Source organism: Streptomyces sp. NPDC014676, from assembly GCF_043084105.1.
Taxonomy (GTDB): domain Bacteria; phylum Actinomycetota; class Actinomycetes; order Streptomycetales; family Streptomycetaceae; genus Streptomyces.
Genome location: NZ_JBIBZI010000017.1, coordinates 130,201 through 146,334, shown reverse-complemented (window position 1 = coordinate 146,334; position 16,134 = coordinate 130,201). Strand labels below are relative to the sequence as shown.

Genomic DNA, 16,134 nt, shown 5'->3' with positions numbered 1-16,134 from the left:
AGCGGCTGGGTAGGGATGCTGCGCCCGGCCGCACGCACTGTCAAGGGGTCGCGTCGTACGGACTTCGGTCAGGTCCTGGGCAGGGCTCAGTCCGCCGTGCGTTCCGCCGTCAGATAGGCGATCACCATGTCGCCCAGCATCGCCCGGTAGTGCTCGCGCCGGTCAGGGGCCACCAGGTCGCGGCCGAACAGCGCGCCGAAGGTGTGCCGGTTGGACACCCGGAAGAAGCAGAAGGAACTGATCATCGCATGCAGGTCCACGGCGTCGACGTCGGCCGTGAACAGCCCCGACTCCTGTCCGGCCGCCAGGATCCGGCGGATCACGTCCAGCGCGGGCGAGCCCATCCGGCCCAGTTCCTCGGAGGCCGCGATGTGCTCCGCGCCGTGGATGTTCTCGATGCCGACCAGGCGGATGAAGTCCGGGTGCCGCTCATGGTGGTCGAACGTCAGCTCCGCCAGCCGCCGGATGGCCGCCACCGGGTCCAGATGGTCCACGTCCAACTGCTGCTCGGCCTCGCGGATCACCCCGTACGCCCGCTCCAGCACGGCCGTGAACAGCTGCTCCTTGCCGCCGAAGTAGTAGTAGATCATCCGCTTGGTGGTGCGGGTGCGGGCGGCGATCTCGTCGACGCGGGCCCCGTCGTAGCCGGCCCGGGAGAACTCCCGCGTCGCCACGTCGAGGATCTCGGCCCTGGTGCGGGCGGCGTCACGGATGCGCTCGCCGGGCCGTGCCGGTTCTTCGACGCTGGTCATCGGGTCCCTTCGGGCCGGGGGTGCGGTGCCGGTGATTCTAGAAGCAGCCCCTCGCCCGGCCCGACGGGTCTTCCCGCGGGCACCGGACGGCTGATATAGCTAACGTACTGGTTCGTACATTAGTGAGCCGCCTCTGGAGGTCCGCGGTGCTCAAGGACTCGTATCTCGTCGGGCTGATCGGCTCCGGCATCGGCCCCTCGCTCAGCCCCGCGCTGCACGAGCGGGAAGCCGGCCGGCAGGGCCTGCGTTGTCTCTACCGACTCCTCGACCTCGACACGATCGGTGTCCCGCCCGAGGCGGTGGGCGAGCTGCTGCGCGCCGCCCGGCTGCTCGGTTTCGACGGGCTCAACATCACCCACCCGTGCAAGCGGCTCGTCGTCGAGCACCTGGACGCCCTCGACCCGCGGGCCGAGGCGCTCGGCGCGGTCAACACCGTCGTGTTCGAGGGCGGGCGCGCCATCGGCCACAACACGGACGTCACCGGCTTCGCCGCCGCCTTCGCCCGCGGTCTGCCCGACGCCCCGCTGGAACGGGTCGTGCAGCTCGGCGCGGGCGGCGCCGGCGCGGCCGTCGCGCACGCCACGCTCACCCTCGGCGCCGAACGGGTCACCGTCGTCGACGCGCTGCCCGAGCGGGCCGCCGACCTCGCCGCCGCGCTGAACCGCGGCTTCGGACCGGGCCGCGCCGCCGCCGCGCCCCCGGACCGGCTGCCGGAGCTGCTCGGCGCCGCCGACGGCCTCGTGCACGCCACCCCCACCGGCATGGCCGCCCACCCCGGCCTGCCCCTGCCGGCCGGGCTGCTGCACCCCGGACTGTGGGTCGCCGAGGTCGTCTACCGCCCGCTGGAGACCGAGTTGCTGCGCACCGCCCGCGCGGCCGGCTGCGCCACCCTCGACGGCGGCGGCATGGCCGCCTTCCAGGCCGCCGACGCGTTCCGCCTGTTCACCGGCCGGGAACCCGACAGCGCGCGGATGCTCGCGGACCTCACCGAGCTGACCGACGGCGCCGTCGGGGCGCCGAAGTAGACCGGGAAGCCCGAGAGACCGAGAAGCCCCACAGAAGCAAGAGGTACCGACGTGCGTACGTCCATCGCCACCGTCTCCCTCAGCGGCTCCCTCACCGAGAAGCTCACGGCCGCGGCACGGGCCGGCTTCGACGGCGTGGAGATCTTCGAGAACGACCTGCTCACCGCGGTGCTCACCCCCGAGGAGATCCGCGCCCGCTGCGCCGACCTCGGCCTGGGCATCGACCTCTACCAGCCGCTGCGGGACGTCGAGGCCGTGCCCGCGGACCTCTTCGCCCGCAATCTGCGCCGCGCCCGGCACACGTTCGAGCTGATGCGCAGGCTGGGCGCCGACACGGTCCTCGTCTGCTCCAGCGTCGACCCGTCCGCCGTCGACGACGACGCCCTCGCCGCGCGGCAGCTGAGCGAACTGGCCGACCTGGCGGACGACTTCGGCATCCGGGTGGCGTACGAGGCGCTGGCCTGGGGGCGGCACGTCAGTACGTACGACCACGCCTGGCGCATCGTCGAGGCGGCCGGGCATCCCGCGCTCGGGACCTGTCTGGACAGCTTCCACATCCTCTCGCGCGGCAGTGACCCCCGGGGCATCGAGGACATCCCCGGCGAGAAGATCTTCTTCCTCCAGCTCGCCGACGCCCCGCTGCCCGCGATGGACGTGCTGCAGTGGAGCCGCCACCACCGCTGCTTCCCCGGCCAGGGCGGCTTCGACGTCGCCGGACTGGTCCGCCACGTGCTGCGCACCGGCTACGCCGGGCCCCTCTCCCTGGAGGTCTTCAACGACGTCGTCCGGCAGGCCGAGGCCGGACCGACCGCCGTGGACGCCCGACGCTCCCTGCTGATGCTCCAGGAGGAGGTGGGCGTGGCCGAACTTCCGGCCCCCGTCGTCCCCACCGGGTTCGCCTTCGCCGAACTCGTCACGCCCGACGCGGACCCCCTCGCGGGTCTGCTCGACGCGCTGGGCTTCGCCCGCACCGCCCGGCACCGCGGCAAACCCGTCGACCTGTGGCAGCAGGGCAAGGCCCGGATCCTCGTCAACACCGGGGCGGCCGTACGCCGTGACGGCACCCGGCTCGCGGCCGTCGGCCTCGAGTCACCCGACGCCGCCGGTGCCGCCCGCCGCGCGGAGGCCCTGCTGGCGCCCGTACTGCCGCGCCGCCGCGCCCCCGAGGACGCCCCGCTCGACGCGGTGGCCGCGCCCGACGGCACGGAACTGTTCTTCTGCGGCACCCGGACGCTCTCCGGCGGCTGGCGGTCCGACTTCGCGGACGTGGAGCACGCCCCCGCCGCCACGGCCGTACGGCACATCGACCATCTCGCCCTCACCCAGCCCTGGCACCACTTCGACGAGGCGGCCCTCTTCCACCGCAGCGTGCTCGGGCTGAGCGCCGACGAGAGCGTGGACCTCGCCGACCCCTACGGCCTGCAGCGCAGCCGCGCGGTCGGCAACGCCGACGGCAGTGTCCGGATCGCCCTCGGTGTCGGTGCCGCGCCCACGGACGACACCGTGCACGCCCAGCACATCGCGCTCGCCACCGACGACGTGGTCGCCGCGGCCCGCCGCTTCCGCGACGCGGGCGGCCGGCTGCTGCCCATCCCGGCGAACTACTACGACGACCTCGCGGCCCGCCACGAGTTCGCCGACGGCGAGCTGGAGACCTACCGCGACCTGGGCATCCTCTACGACGCCGACGAGCACGGCACCCTGCGCCACTGCTACACCCTCACCGTCGGCCGCGTCTTCTTCGAACTCGTCCAGCGCGACGGCGCCCACCGCGGCTACGGCGCCCGCAACGCCCCGGTCCGCCTGGCCGCCCAGCACGCGGCACAGACACACACGGGCGGCTGAGTGCCCGAGCCCTTACCGGGCCGTGGAGATCGCGGCACGGGCCGCGGCGCCGGTGTCCGCCGGCCCCTCTTCTCCCGGCCCGCAACCGCGCGCAGGGGTGACGGGCCGCACCCTGCCGGAGAGCCGGGTGGAACAGAGGCCGGCCCCGGCCGCAGCCGCCCGGGGCGGGTGACCGGGGTCCGGCCCACGGATCACGGCCGTGTGTTCCACTCCGCGATCACCGGGCGGCCGTGCTCCAGCGACAGGCGGCTCAGGGTACCCGTCTCCAGGCGGAACAGGCGTCCGGCGGACGGTGGCAGGCCCAGGCGGCGGGCCGTCAGGACGCGGAGCAGGTGGCCGTGCGCCACCAGCATCACGTCCCCCTCCTCCAGCGCCCCGGCCACCCGGGACAGCACCCGGTCCGCGCGCTCGCCGACCTGCTCCGGGGACTCGCCGGGGAACTCCCGGCCGGGCGGCACCCCGTCGGTCCACAGGTCCCAGCCGGGCCGGGTGCGGTGGATCTCCGCGGTGGTGATCCCCTCGTAGCCGCCGTAGTCCCACTCCCGCAGGTCCGGCTCCTCCACCACTCCGGTCAGTCCCGCCAGCTCGGCGGTGTGCCGGGCGCGGACCAGCGGACTGGCGAGGACCAGCCCGAAGGCCCGCCCCGCCAGCAGCGGCGCGAGGGACTTGGCCTGGGCCTCACCGGCCGGGGTCAGCGGAAGATCGGTCCGGCCGGTGTGCCGGCCCGCCCTGCTCCACTCCGTCTCGCCGTGCCGGGCCAGCAGCAGATCCCCCACGGTCGTTACGCCTTCTTCGCCGACTCGACGGCGTGGCCGCCGAACTGCTTGCGCAGCGCCGCGATCATCTTCATCTGCGGCGAGTCCTCCTGGCGCGAGGCGAACCGCGCGAACAGCGAGGCGGTGATCGCCGGCAGCGGCACGGCGTTGTCGATGGCCGCCTCCACGGTCCAGCGGCCCTCGCCCGAGTCCTCGGCGTATCCGCGCAGCCGCTCCAGGTGCTGGTCCTCGTCGAGGGCGTTCACCGCGAGGTCGAGCAGCCAGGAGCGGATGACGGTGCCCTCCTGCCAGGAGCGGAACACCTCCCGGACGTTGTCCACCGAGTCGACCTTCTCCAGGAGCTCCCAGCCCTCGGCGTAGGCCTGCATCATGGCGTACTCGATGCCGTTGTGGACCATCTTCGCGAAGTGCCCGGCGCCCACCTTGCCCGCGTGGACATAACCGTACGGACCCTCCGGCTTGAGCGCGTCGAAGATCGGCTTCAGCCGCTCCACGTGCTCCTCGTCGCCGCCGACCATCAGGGCGTAGCCGTTCTTCAGGCCCCACACGCCGCCCGAGACACCCGCGTCGACGAAGCCGATGCCCCGGGCGCCCAGCTCCTTGGCGTGCTTCTCGTCGTCCGTCCAGCGGGAGTTGCCGCCGTCGACGACCGTGTCGCCGGGCCTGAGCAGGCTTCCGAGCTGGTCGACGACCTGCTGGGTGACGGCGCCGGCCGGCACCATCACCCACACCGCGCGCGGCCTTTCGAGCCGGACGACGAGGTCGGACAGGTGGTCGACGTCGGAGAGCTCGGGATTGGTGTCGTACCCGATGACGGTGTGGCCGGCGTTGCGGAGGCGCTCGCGCATGTTGCCGCCCATCTTGCCGAGCCCAACAAGACCGATCTCCATGTCAGTTCACTTCCTGAGTTCGCGGTAGGCGGCCACCAGCGCGGCCGTGGACGGGTCGAGGCCGGGGACGTCGGCGCCTTCGGAGAGGGCGGGCTCGACGCGCTTGGCGAGCACCTTGCCGAGTTCGACGCCCCACTGGTCGAAGGAGTCGATGTCCCAGACGGCGCCCTGGACGAACACCTTGTGCTCGTACAGCGCGATCAGCTGGCCGAGCACCGAGGGGGTCGGTTCGGTGGCCAGGATGGTCGTGGTGGGGTGGTTGCCCCGGAAGGTGCGGTGCGGCACCTGCTCCTCGGGCACGCCCTCCGCCCGCACCTCCTCGGCGGTCTTGCCGAACGCGAGGGCCTGGCCCTGCGCGAACAGGTTGGCCATCAACAGGTCGTGCTGCGCCTTGAGTTCGTCGCTCAGCTCGGCGACCGGGCGGGCGAAGCCGATCAGGTCGGCCGGGATCAGCTTCGTCCCCTGGTGGATCAACTGGTAGTAGGCGTGCTGCCCGTTGGTGCCGGGCGTGCCCCACACCACCGGTCCCGTCTGCCAGCCGACGGGACGCCCCTGCCGGTCCACCGACTTGCCGTTGGACTCCATGTCGAGCTGCTGGAGGTAGGCGGTGAACTTCGACAGGTAGTGCGAGTACGGCAGCACCGCGTGCGACTGGGCGTCGAGGAAGTTGTTGTACCAGACGCCCAGCAGGCCCATCAGCAGCGGGGCGTTGGCCTCGGCGGGAGCGTTGACGAAGTGCTCGTCGACGATCCGGAACCCGTCGAGCATCTCCCGGAAGCGGTCCGGGCCGATGGCGATCATCAGCGACAGGCCGATCGCGGAGTCGTAGGAGTAGCGTCCCCCGACCCAGTCCCAGAACTCGAACATGTTCGCCGTGTCGATGCCGAAGCCCGTGACCTTCTCGGCGTTGGTCGACAGCGCGACGAAATGCCGGGCCACCGCCTTCTCGTCACCTCCCAGACCCTTGAGCAGCCAGGTCCGTGCCGAGGTGGCGTTGGTGACCGTCTCGATCGTGGTGAAGGTCTTGGAGGCGACGATGAACAGCGTCTCCGCCGGATCCAGGTCCCGGGTCGCCTCGTGCAGGTCGGCGCCGTCCACGTTGGACACGAACCGGAACGTCAGCGAGCGGTCGGTGTACGGGCGCAGCGCCTCGTACGCCATCGCCGGACCGAGGTCGGAACCGCCGATGCCGATGTTGACGACATTGCGGATGCGCTTGCCGGTGTGACCCGTCCACGCGCCGGAGCGGACCCGGCCGGCGAAGTCGGCCATCCTGTCGAGCACGGCGTGCACGGCCGGGACGACGTTCTCCCCGTCGACCTCGATCACCGCGTCCCGCGGGGCGCGCAGCGCGGTGTGCAGCACGGCCCGGTCCTCGGTGACGTTGATCCGCTCACCGCGGAACATGGCGTCACGCAGCCCGGACACATCGGCGGCCTCGGCCAGTTCGCGCAGCAGGGCGAGCGTCTCGTCGGTGACCAGGTGCTTGGAGTAGTCGATGCGCAGGTCGCCCACGTGCACGACGTACCGCTCGGCGCGGGACGGGTCGGCGTCGAACAGCTCGCGCAGGTCCGGCCGGGGCAGCGTGTCCGCGCGGTGGTTCTCCAGGGCGGTCCACTGGGGGCGCCGGGTCGGCTCGGGGACGTCAGACATGGGCGGGGATCTCCTCGGTGGCCTCGCCGCGCAGGGCGACGGCGTACATCTCGTCCGCGTCGAGGCGCCTGAGCTCCTCGGCGATGAGTTCGGAGGTGGGACGGACCTTCAGCGCCAGCCGGCGCGGGGGCTGCCCCGGCAGGGTCAGCGTGGCCAGCGGGCCCTCGGGACGGTCGATGACGACCTCGCCGTCCGCGGTGCCGAGACGGACCGCCGTGACGACGGGCCCCGCGGTCACCACCCGGTCGACGGTCACCCGCAGCCGAGCCTCCAGCCAGCGCGCCAGCAGCTCGGCGGCCGGGTTGTCGGCCTCGGCCTCCACGGTCGCCGAGATCACCGTCGCCCGCGCCTGGTCCAGCGCCGCCGCCAGCATGGAGCGCCACAGCGTCAGCCTGGTCCAGGCGAGGTCGGTGTCGCCGGGCGCGTAGGTGCGCCGCCGGGCCTCCAGTACCTCCATGGGGTTCTCGGCCGTGTACAGGTCGGTGATCCTGCGCTGCCCCAGCGCGCCCAGCGGGTCCTGCGCCGGGTTCTCGGGCGCGTCCGTCGGCCACCACACCACCACCGGCGCGTCCGGCAGCAGCAGCGGCAGCACCACCGAGTCGGCGTGGTCGGACACCTCGCCGTAGGTCCGCAGCACCACCGTCTCGCCGGTGCCGGCCTCCGAACCGACCCGGACCTCGGCGTCCAGCCGGGGGTGGGTGCGCTCGCGCGGGTTGCGGGTGTGCCGCTTGATCACGACCAGGGTGCGTGAGGGGTGCTCGTGCGAGGCCTCCTCGGCCGCCTTGATCGCGTCGTAGGCGTTCTCCTCGTCCGTGACGATCACCATCGTCAGGACCATGCCCACGGCCGGTGTGCCGATGGCGCGGCGGCCCTGCACCAGCGCCTTGTTGACCTTGCTTGCCGTGGTGTCGGTCAGGTCGATCTTCATGGCCTGCGCCAGCTCCGTCCGTCTCGTGCGAGCATCTCGTCGGCTTCCGCGGGGCCCCAGCTGCCCGAGGTGTACCGCGCCGGCCGGCCGTGCGACGCCCAGTACTCCTCGATCGGGTCGAGGATCCTCCAGGACTCTTCCACTTCCTGGTGGCGGGGGAACAGGTTGGCGTCCCCCAGCAGGACGTCCAGGATGAGCCGTTCGTACGCCTCCGGGCTGGACTCGGTGAACGACTCGCCGTACGCGAAGTCCATGGTCACGTCCCGCAGCTCCATCGACGTGCCCGGCACCTTGGAGCCGAAGCGGACCGTCATGCCTTCGTCCGGCTGGACCCGGATGACGACCGCGTTCTGCCCGAGTTCCTCGGTGGCGGTGGAGTCGAAGGGGGAGTGCGGCGCCCGCTGGAAGACCACCGCGATCTCGGTGACCCGGCGGCCCAGCCGCTTGCCGGTACGCAGGTAGAAGGGGACGCCCGCCCAGCGGCGGTTGTCCACGCCGAGCTTGATCGCGGCGTAGGTGTCGGTCTTCGAGGAGGGGTCGATGCCCTCCTCCTCCAGATAGCCGCGCACCCTGGCGCCGCCCTGCCAGGCACCCTCGTACTGTCCGCGCACCGTGCTGCGGCCCAGGTCGTCCGGGACCTTCACGGCCCGGAACACCTTCAGCTTCTCGGTCAGCAGCGAGGCCGCGTCGAAGGAGGCCGGCTCCTCCATCGCGGTGAGCGCCATGAGCTGGAGGAGGTGGTTCTGGATGACGTCACGGGCGGCGCCGATGCCGTCGTAGTAGCCCGCGCGCCCGCCGATGCCGATGTCCTCCGCCATGGTGATCTGCACATGGTCCACGAAGGACCGGTTCCAGATCGGCTCGAACATCTGGTTGGCGAAGCGCAGCGCCAGGATGTTCTGGACGGTCTCCTTGCCGAGGTAATGGTCGATACGGAAGACCTGCTCCGGGTCGAACACCTCGTGCACGATCGCGTTGAGCTCCTCGGCCGACCTCAGGTCGTGCCCGAACGGCTTCTCGATCACCGCGCGCCGCCAGGACCCCTCGGGGGCGTCGGCCAGCCCGTGCTTCTTCAGCTGCTGGACGACCTTCGGGAAGAACCTCGGCGGTACGGAGAGGTAGAAGGCGTAGTTGCCGCTGGTGCCCCGATGGGCGTCCAGCTCGTCCACGGCCTCACGGAGCTGGTCGAACGCGTGGTCGTCGTCGAAGTCGCCCGGAACGAACCGCATGCCCTCGGCGAGCTGCTGCCAGACCTCCTCGCGGAACGGGGTCCGCGCGTGCTCCTTGACGGCGTCGTGCACGACCTGGGCGAAGTCCTGGTCCTCCCAGTCCCGGCGGGCGAACCCCACCAGCGAGAAGCCCGGCGGCAGCAGACCCCGGTTGGCGAGGTCGTACACGGCCGGCATCAGCTTCCTGCGGGACAGGTCGCCGGTCACCCCGAAGATGACCAGACCGGAGGGGCCCGCCACCCGGGGCAGCCGCCGGTCCCGCGGGTCGCGCAGCGGGTTGGCCCAGTCGGCCGGGGGTGCGGGGAGGGCCGCGAGGCTCTCCCCCTGTTCTTCTTGTCCGTCCGGGGCGTCCGTCGTCGGTTCGGTCGTCTCGTCGGTCATTCCGCGTCAGCTCCCTTGCGGTCGGGCGACTTCGTCACCGCGTCGCGCAGCGCCTGCCAGGCATCCCCGGACTTCGCGACGCCCTCGTGGTCCAGGGTGTCCTTGTCCGCCGGGTCCTTCACCCCGGCGGACGCCCGGCGCTCACCGGGGAGGGCCCTCACGGCTGTTTCACTCACAGTGCTCATCTTCTTTCTCGCGGCCATGACAACCGTGTGCGGCGGCCGGTGATTCCCCGGCGGTCACGTTGCCGGGGTGGCGCCGCGCGGGGCGGGTGGCACGCCGCGTCACTTCAAGAAGTCCTCGGTTCGAGCAACATCGATGCCGTCATGTGTCCAAGTTTAAAAGTATGATCTTTTTGGTGGCAGGTTCCCTCCCGGCCTGCGGGACGCCCTCGGTGTCGGCGGCCCCGCTCCTCGCGCGGCGCCGGGTACCGCGGAACCGCCATGACCATGCAGTCTCCGGCCGGAGCGTGCGACGGAGGGCCCCGCGCGCACGCGCGGGGCCCTCCGTCGTTCCCGGCCGGGGAGGGCCGGTGTGGGGGGTGGGATCAGTGGCCGAAGGTGAACCAGGTGACGTTCACCAGATACCTCCGAGGATGCCTCGCCCTTCAGGCCCGGGAGGAATCGAACTCCTGCGGAGCAGGGCAAGGAAAGAGCGATCGCCGTCAGGGCGATTGCCCGTCTCCGCCCACCGGGCCGAGTGCGGCCTCAAGCAGGTGGACGATCTCGGAGTTGAGGGACCGCCGGTCGGTGCGGGCCTTCTCGGCCAGGCGTGCGTGCAGTTCCGTGGGTAGGCGGAGAGAAATCCGCTTCTCGTCTTCCATGCTAAAACCATGCCATGATGACACCAGTGGAGTGCAGGGAGGATGCCGGGCGTGCCCGGTACACCTACCGGCTCCGCGTGTCGTCGACCGCCCGCGCGGGCCTGATGGCCGAGTGGGCGCGCTGCCGGTGGATCTGGAACGAGTGCGTGGCCGTATCCCCCAGGGACAAGAACTCCGCGCGTGTGATGCTGGTCCGGGCTGGTCTCAACCCGGCTGGTGCCGAGGGCGGAAGACCTCCGGGAGCGCTGCTCCCGCAGACAGCCTGAGCCAGGAATCCCCTCCCTTCAGGGAGGGGAGGAAGTCAAGTCGCTGATGTTCGCCGGGACGGTCCGCCAGGACTGCCGGCCGCCCGTGTTGCCCACGGCGAAGCCGCCGACGGGCGCGTTGCTCCGGCTGTCCAGGCGCACCTCGACCAGCTCGCTGACGCACGACGCCGCACCGCTCGCCACCCGCGCGGAGAACTGCCGGGCCGGGTTCGAGCCGAAGTCGACTCGACACAGCCCCGCGCCCCTGAAGGGGCGCGGGGAACTGCACGTGGGGGTCTGGGGGGTGGAGCCCTCAGGGAAGGGAAGGGGCGGAGGGGGCGAACTTCCGGCGCTCCGTCGGGTGAACGGTGCCGGCCGGTGTGCGCGGGCCCTCACACTCCCGTCGGCACCCGCGGCCGAGCCGCTTTCGCGGGCTCCTCGTGGAGCCCGAAGCGCTCGTGGACCCGCCGCAACGGCGCCGGGGCCCACCAGGCGCGGCGCCCGAGGAGGGACATGGTGGCCGGCACCAGGAGCATGCGTACGACGGTCGCGTCGATGAGGACGGCCAGGGTGAGCCCCAGACCGATCTGCAGGACGGGCGAGAAGCCGCCCGTCATGAACGCGGCGAAGACGACCGCCAGCAGCAGCGCCGCACAGGTCACCACCCTGCCCGAGCGGCGCAGCCCATCCACCACGGCCTCCGCGTCGTCACCGGTGCGCTCCCGGGCCTCCCGCATCCGGGCCAGGATGAACAGCTCGTAGTCCATGGCCAGTCCGAACGCGATCGCCACGATCAGCGGCGGCGCGGTGAGACTCAGCGCGCCCAGCCCCTCGGCGCCCAGCAGCCCGGCCAGATGACCGTCCTGGAAGACCCACACCACCGCACCGAGCGCGGCGCCCAGGCTGAGCAGCGTCGTCGCGATGGTGCGCAGCGGCAGCAGCACGGAACCGGTGAACGCGAACAACAGCACGAAGATGCCGGCCAGGACGGTCACGGCCGCCCACGGTGCCCGTTCGGCGAGCATCGCGCGGAAGTCGACCAGTTGGGCCGCGGGCCCGGTGACCTCGACCGGTTCGTCACCGCGTACCTCCCGCACCCGCTCGACCAGCCCGGTCGCCTCCTCGCCGTCGGCCGCGCCGGGCGGCCGGATCTCCAGCACCGTGGCGCCGCCCGGCAGTTCACGGGCCGTGGTGGCCGGGGACAGCGCGCGGATCCCGTCGACGACCGTGCCGTCGGCACCGGGCCGGACGACGACGGTGACCGGCGTGACCCCGGTCCCCGGCGGGAAGTGGCCGTCCACGGTGTCGTGCAGTTGCCGGGCCTCGGTGTCCGTGGGCAGCTGCCGCGCGTCCCCGAGGGCGATCCGCATCCCGGCCGCCGGCACCGCCAGGACCAGCAGCACCGGGACGGCCACGGCCAGTACGGCGATCCGGCGCCGGGCCGCGAAGCGGGCGATCCGGGCGAAGAGCCGGCCCTCCCCGTCCTCCGGCCGGTCCTTCGCCGGGGCGATCCGCCCGCCGAACCGGGCCAGCAGCGCGGGCAGCAGGGTGAGCGCGGCCAGCATGTCGATGACGACCACGGCGGCGACCGCGAGGCCCATGCTGCGCAGGAACACGCTCGGGAAGACCAGCAGCCCGGTCAGGCTGACGGTCACCGTGAGCCCGGAGAACAGCACCGTCCGCCCGGCCGCCGCGACCGTGCGGTGCACCGCCTCCGCGACGTCCTCGGTGTGCCGGCGCTCCTCCCGGAACCGCACCAGCATCAGCAGGGCGTAGTCCACGGCGAGCCCGAGCCCCAGCATCGTCGTCACCTGGATCGCGTACACGGAGATGTCCGTGACCTCACTGAAGAGGAACAGCGCCAGGAAGGCCCCCGCGATCCCGCCGACCGCGACGACCAGCGGCAGCAACGCCGAGCGCAGCCCGCCGAACACCACGAGCAGCAGCGCCAGCACCACCGGCAGGGAGATCAACTCGGCGTTCTTCACGTCCTCCTGGGCCCGCTCGGCGATCTGCCGCCCCAGCAGCGGGCCCCCGCTCACGTGGACGTCGGGGGCGTCGATCTCCCTGATCCGTTCGGCCGCCGCGTCGAGCGTGCGCTCCTCGGCGTCGTCGTCCAGACCGCCCTCGAGCGTGACGGGGATGATCAGCGCCCGCCCGTCCTCGGCGGTCAGACCGGGCGTGGTGTACGGGTCGGGCACGGCGGCGACCCCGGCGACCGTCCGCACGTCGGCCACGGCCCGCTCGACCTCGGCGCGCAGCTTCGGGTCCGAGACGGCGGTGCCGGCCACCACGCCGGTGATCGACTCGCCCGCCGGGTCCACCCGGTCCAGGTACCGGGCGGCCGACTCCGACTCGGTTCCGGGTACTTCGGGCACGTTGTCGGAGAGCCGCGCGAACACGCCCGTCCCCAGCCCGAATCCCAGCAGCAGAAAGAGCCCCCACAGGAGCATCACGGTCAAGGGGCGGCGGGTGGCCGCCCGGGCGAGTGCGGAAAGCACGTTCCCTCCCGGCGAGTTGGTTCTCCGTCGCCTCCCAGACTCGTGCCGCGGGGCGGTGCGCCGGATCGCCCGGGGGAGCGGTTCGCGGCCCTCGCCCGTACGGGGGAGACGGCCCCCTCACTCACTCCTCAGGGGGAGCCGGGGGCGACCAGACCCGTCTCGTAGGCGCAGATCACCGCCTGCACCCGGTCCCTGAGACCGAGCTTGCCCAGCACGTTGCTCACATGGGTCTTGACGGTGTGTTCACTGACGAACAGGGTCGTCGCGATCTCCGCGTTGGACAGTCCCCGGGCCAGCAGCCGCAGCGTCTCCGTCTCGCGGGCGGTGAGCGCGTCCAGCCGCTGCGGGGTGGCGGCCCCGGCGGCCTGTTCCCGGCGGCACCGCACGATGTCCGCGACCAGCCGCCGGGTCACGGCCGGGGCGAGCAGCGAGTCACCGGCCGCGACCACCCGTACCGCGTGCACGAGGTCGTCCCGGCGGACGTCCTTCAGCAGGAAGCCGCTGGCACCCGCGTACAGCGCCTCGTACACGTACTCGTCCAGGTCGAACGTGGTCAGCATGACCACCTTGCAGCCCGACTGCGCGCACACCCGGCGGGCCGCCTCCAGGCCGTCCATCACCGGCATGCGGATGTCGAGCAGCAGCACGTCCGGGGCGTGCCGGCGCACCGCCGCGACGGCCTCCTCGCCGTTCCCCGCCTCGGCGACCACCTCGATGTCGTCCTGGGCGTCGAGGATCATGCCGAAGCCCGCCCGGACCAGCTCCTGGTCGTCGGCGACGACCACCCGGATGCTCATCCGAGGACCCCCTCCCGGTCGGCGGCCACCGGCAGGCGTACGACGACCCGGAAACCGCCGTCCGGGCCGCTGCCGGTCTCGGCGCTGCCCCCGCAGGCGGCGGCTCGCTCCCGGATGCCGATCAGCCCGTGTCCGCCGACCGGCGTGGGGGTGCCCCGCCCGTCGTCCGTCACCGTGAGGGTCACCTGGTCCTCCGCCCAGTCCAGCTCCACCACGGCGCGGGAGGCACGGGCGTGCTTCACGGTGTTGGTGAGAGCTTCCTGGACCACACGGTAGGCGGCGACCTCGGTGTCCGAGGACAGCGGGCAGGGTACGCCCGTGGTGCGCAGCTCGGTGCGCAGCCCCGTGGAGTCCCGCACCTGGCCGACCAACAGGGGCAGTGCCGCCAGGTTCGGCTGCGGCAGCCGCCGCGCGGCCTCGTCGTCCGGCCGCTCCTCCTTCAGCACGCCGAGGATGCGCCGCAGTTGGGCCATCGCGTCCCGTCCGGTCGTCGCGATGGTGTCGAACGTGGCCTCCGCGCGCTCCGGATCCTTGCGCACCACCACGGGCCCGGCCTCCGCCTGCACCACCATCAGGCTCACGGCGTGCGCCAGGATGTCGTGCATGTCCCGGGCGATACGGGCGCGTTCCTCGGCGCGGGCCCGCGCGGTGTCCGCGGCCCGCTCCCGTTCCAGCCGGCGGGCCCGGTCCTCCAGCTCGGTGGTGTACGCGCGCTGGACCCGGGCGAGCACCCCGAGGGCGTAGGCGCAGACGAGGCCCAGCAGATGGAAGGCGTACTCGAAGGGCTCGTCGCCCGCCAGGTGCTGCATGGTCACGACGACCCCGATCACCCAGCCCGCGAGCATCATCCGGCGCTGCCAGGGCCTGCCCAGGGCGGCCAGGGTGTACAGGACGACCATCCCGCCGTACATCACGTCCGGCGGGGGAGCCTGGTACAGCGCCTGCGCCGGGGTGGCGACCGACACGGCCCACGCGGCCGCGCAGGGTGCGCGCCGCCGCCAGACCAGCGGTACGGCCGTGGCGGCACCCAGCAGCCAGCCCTGCCAGGTCAGCCGGTCGTCGCCCTCGTCGGGGAAGACCCACTGCAGGGAGACGGCGAACAGCACGAGCGTGGCGAGCGCCGTGTCGAGGGCGTACGGACTCGCCGTACGCCAGCGCACGACGACCGGTGCGAAGGCGGACCGGAGGGACATGAGCGGCTCCTCGGGGCGGGGGCCGTACCAGTATCACGAGGAACAGGGAGCCCGGTCCTCACCGGTGAGAGGGATTTCGCCGCGGCTCCGCACGCACGGGGCGGGACGGTCCGCCGCTCCGGCCGAGGGGAGGGACGATGCCGCGGCCTCCGGCTCGCCCGACGGACGCCCCGGGGCTGCGGGAACGTGACGAGCCGGCTCCTCAGCCGCGTCCGCTTCCCCCGGGTCCCGGCAGTCCCGGCCCGGGACGGGAGCCGGAGTTCAGGCGTCTTCGGCGGGGGCCGGGGCGGTCGGGTGCCAGCCCAGGGCCCTGGAGATGCCGCGGGCCGCGAGGCGCAGGGCCGGGATCAGGGTGGGGACGCGGGCGTCGGAGCGGGGGACGACGACCGACACCGCGGCGGTGACCGCGCCGTCGGGGCCGCGTACGGGCGCCGCCACCGACAGCGCGTCCGGGGTGACCTGACGGTCGCTCACCGCGACACCCGAGCGCCGTACCTCGGCCAGTACCCGGCGCAGTGGCTCCGGTTCGGTGATCGTGTACGGGGTGAAGGCGGCGAGCGGGCCCGCGCAGTACTCCTCCTGGAAGCCGGCGTCGCTGTGCGCGAGCAGGGCGAGGCCCACCCCGGTGGCGTGCAGCGGCCAGCGGGCGCCGACCCGTATGTGCACGCCGACCGACGAACGCCCCGACAGCCACTCGGTGTAGACGACGTCACCCCCGTCGCGCACCGCCAGCTGCACGTTCTCGTGCGTCGCCTCGTACAGGTCCTCCAGGTACGGCAGCGCGACCTGCCGCAGCGCCGGCCCGCGCGGGGCGAGCGCGGCCAGTTCCCACAGCCGCAGCCCGACGTGGTACGTCCCCGACACGTCCCGCTCCAGTGCGCCCCACCGGGCGAGCTCGCCCACGAGCCGGTGCGCGGTGGTCAGCGTGAGCCCGGCCCGGCGGCTGATGTCCGTCAACGTCAGCGCCGGGTGCGCGTGGTCGAAGGCCGCGAGCACGGACAGCAGACGGTCGGACGCGGAGCGGCTGGTCATGTCCGGCTGTCCTCCGGTGGGTCGGGGCGGCGGAGCGTACCCGGCGCGGTCGCGCCGCGAGTAG

Annotated in this window: 14 protein-coding genes and 2 pseudogenes; 3 read left to right on the top strand and 13 right to left on the bottom strand. The window is 72.8% G+C overall.

Annotated elements, in window-relative coordinates; genetic code table 11:
* Positions 1–86: 86 nt before the first annotated feature.
* Positions 87–752 carry a TetR/AcrR family transcriptional regulator gene (locus ACF1DX_RS33855; protein ID WP_391794990.1) on the bottom strand — a complete coding sequence of 222 codons (666 nt, stop codon included), beginning with the start codon at positions 750–752 and terminating at the stop codon, positions 87–89.
* 146 nt (positions 753–898) lie between these two features.
* On the opposite strand from ACF1DX_RS33855, the gene ACF1DX_RS33850 reads away from it, so the two are divergent.
* A complete protein-coding gene (locus ACF1DX_RS33850) occupies positions 899–1,777 on the top strand; it encodes a shikimate dehydrogenase (RefSeq protein WP_391794988.1) in 879 nt (292 codons plus the stop codon).
* A 51-nt stretch (positions 1,778–1,828) separates the two neighbouring features.
* Positions 1,829–3,622 carry a bifunctional sugar phosphate isomerase/epimerase/4-hydroxyphenylpyruvate dioxygenase family protein gene (locus ACF1DX_RS33845; protein ID WP_391794987.1) on the top strand — a complete coding sequence of 598 codons (1,794 nt, stop codon included), beginning with the start codon at positions 1,829–1,831 and terminating at the stop codon, positions 3,620–3,622.
* Positions 3,623–3,813: 191 nt separating this feature from the next.
* Here ACF1DX_RS33845 and ACF1DX_RS33840 read toward each other — a convergent pair whose 3' ends face one another.
* From ACF1DX_RS33840 to ACF1DX_RS33810, 7 genes are all read right to left on the bottom strand, one after another.
* Positions 3,814–4,398, bottom strand: a complete 585-nt coding sequence (locus ACF1DX_RS33840; RefSeq protein WP_391794986.1) for a histidine phosphatase family protein — start codon at positions 4,396–4,398, stop codon at positions 3,814–3,816.
* Positions 4,399–4,403: 5 nt separating this feature from the next.
* Complete coding sequence (gene gnd / locus ACF1DX_RS33835) at positions 4,404–5,288, bottom strand: phosphogluconate dehydrogenase (NAD(+)-dependent, decarboxylating) (protein WP_391794985.1); 885 nt, start codon at positions 5,286–5,288, stop codon at positions 4,404–4,406.
* A 6-nt stretch (positions 5,289–5,294) separates the two neighbouring features.
* Positions 5,295–6,941, bottom strand: a complete 1,647-nt coding sequence (gene pgi / locus ACF1DX_RS33830) for a glucose-6-phosphate isomerase (protein WP_391794984.1) — start codon at positions 6,939–6,941, stop codon at positions 5,295–5,297.
* A complete protein-coding gene (opcA, locus tag ACF1DX_RS33825) occupies positions 6,934–7,869 on the bottom strand; it encodes a glucose-6-phosphate dehydrogenase assembly protein OpcA (protein ID WP_391794983.1) in 936 nt (311 codons plus the stop codon). Before opcA ends, pgi begins: the two co-directional genes overlap by 8 nt.
* Entirely contained in the window at positions 7,866–9,479 is a 1,614-nt protein-coding gene (gene zwf, locus ACF1DX_RS33820; protein ID WP_391794982.1) for a glucose-6-phosphate dehydrogenase, read from the bottom strand. Before zwf ends, opcA begins: the two co-directional genes overlap by 4 nt.
* A complete protein-coding gene (locus ACF1DX_RS33815; protein ID WP_391795022.1) occupies positions 9,476–9,655 on the bottom strand; it encodes a hypothetical protein in 180 nt (59 codons plus the stop codon). Before ACF1DX_RS33815 ends, zwf begins: the two co-directional genes overlap by 4 nt.
* Positions 9,656–10,143: 488 nt before the next feature.
* Complete coding sequence (locus tag ACF1DX_RS33810; protein WP_391794980.1) at positions 10,144–10,302, bottom strand: Arc family DNA-binding protein; 159 nt, start codon at positions 10,300–10,302, stop codon at positions 10,144–10,146.
* Positions 10,303–10,445: 143 nt separating this feature from the next.
* Between ACF1DX_RS33810 and ACF1DX_RS33805 the strand changes: the two are divergent.
* Positions 10,446–10,568 (top strand): annotated as a pseudogene (locus ACF1DX_RS33805) (RNA-guided endonuclease TnpB family protein); the annotation flags it as partial.
* A 27-nt stretch (positions 10,569–10,595) separates the two neighbouring features.
* On the opposite strand, the pseudogene ACF1DX_RS33800 reads toward ACF1DX_RS33805, so the two are convergent.
* The 5 genes and pseudogenes from ACF1DX_RS33800 to ACF1DX_RS33780 form a co-directional block, all read right to left on the bottom strand.
* Positions 10,596–10,793, bottom strand: a pseudogene (locus ACF1DX_RS33800) (carbohydrate-binding protein); the annotation flags it as partial.
* Positions 10,794–10,939: 146 nt separating this feature from the next.
* On the bottom strand, positions 10,940–13,048 hold the full coding sequence (locus ACF1DX_RS33795) for an MMPL family transporter (RefSeq protein ID WP_391794979.1): 2,109 nt from the start codon (positions 13,046–13,048) through the stop codon (positions 10,940–10,942).
* 128 nt (positions 13,049–13,176) lie between these two features.
* A complete protein-coding gene (locus ACF1DX_RS33790; RefSeq protein ID WP_391794978.1) occupies positions 13,177–13,845 on the bottom strand; it encodes a response regulator in 669 nt (222 codons plus the stop codon).
* Positions 13,842–15,038, bottom strand: a complete 1,197-nt coding sequence (locus tag ACF1DX_RS33785; protein ID WP_391794977.1) for a sensor histidine kinase — start codon at positions 15,036–15,038, stop codon at positions 13,842–13,844. The genes ACF1DX_RS33790 and ACF1DX_RS33785 overlap by 4 nt, the downstream gene beginning before the upstream one ends.
* 261 nt (positions 15,039–15,299) lie before the next feature.
* Complete coding sequence (locus tag ACF1DX_RS33780; RefSeq protein ID WP_391794976.1) at positions 15,300–16,070, bottom strand: IclR family transcriptional regulator; 771 nt, start codon at positions 16,068–16,070, stop codon at positions 15,300–15,302.
* Positions 16,071–16,134 lie beyond the last annotated feature (64 nt).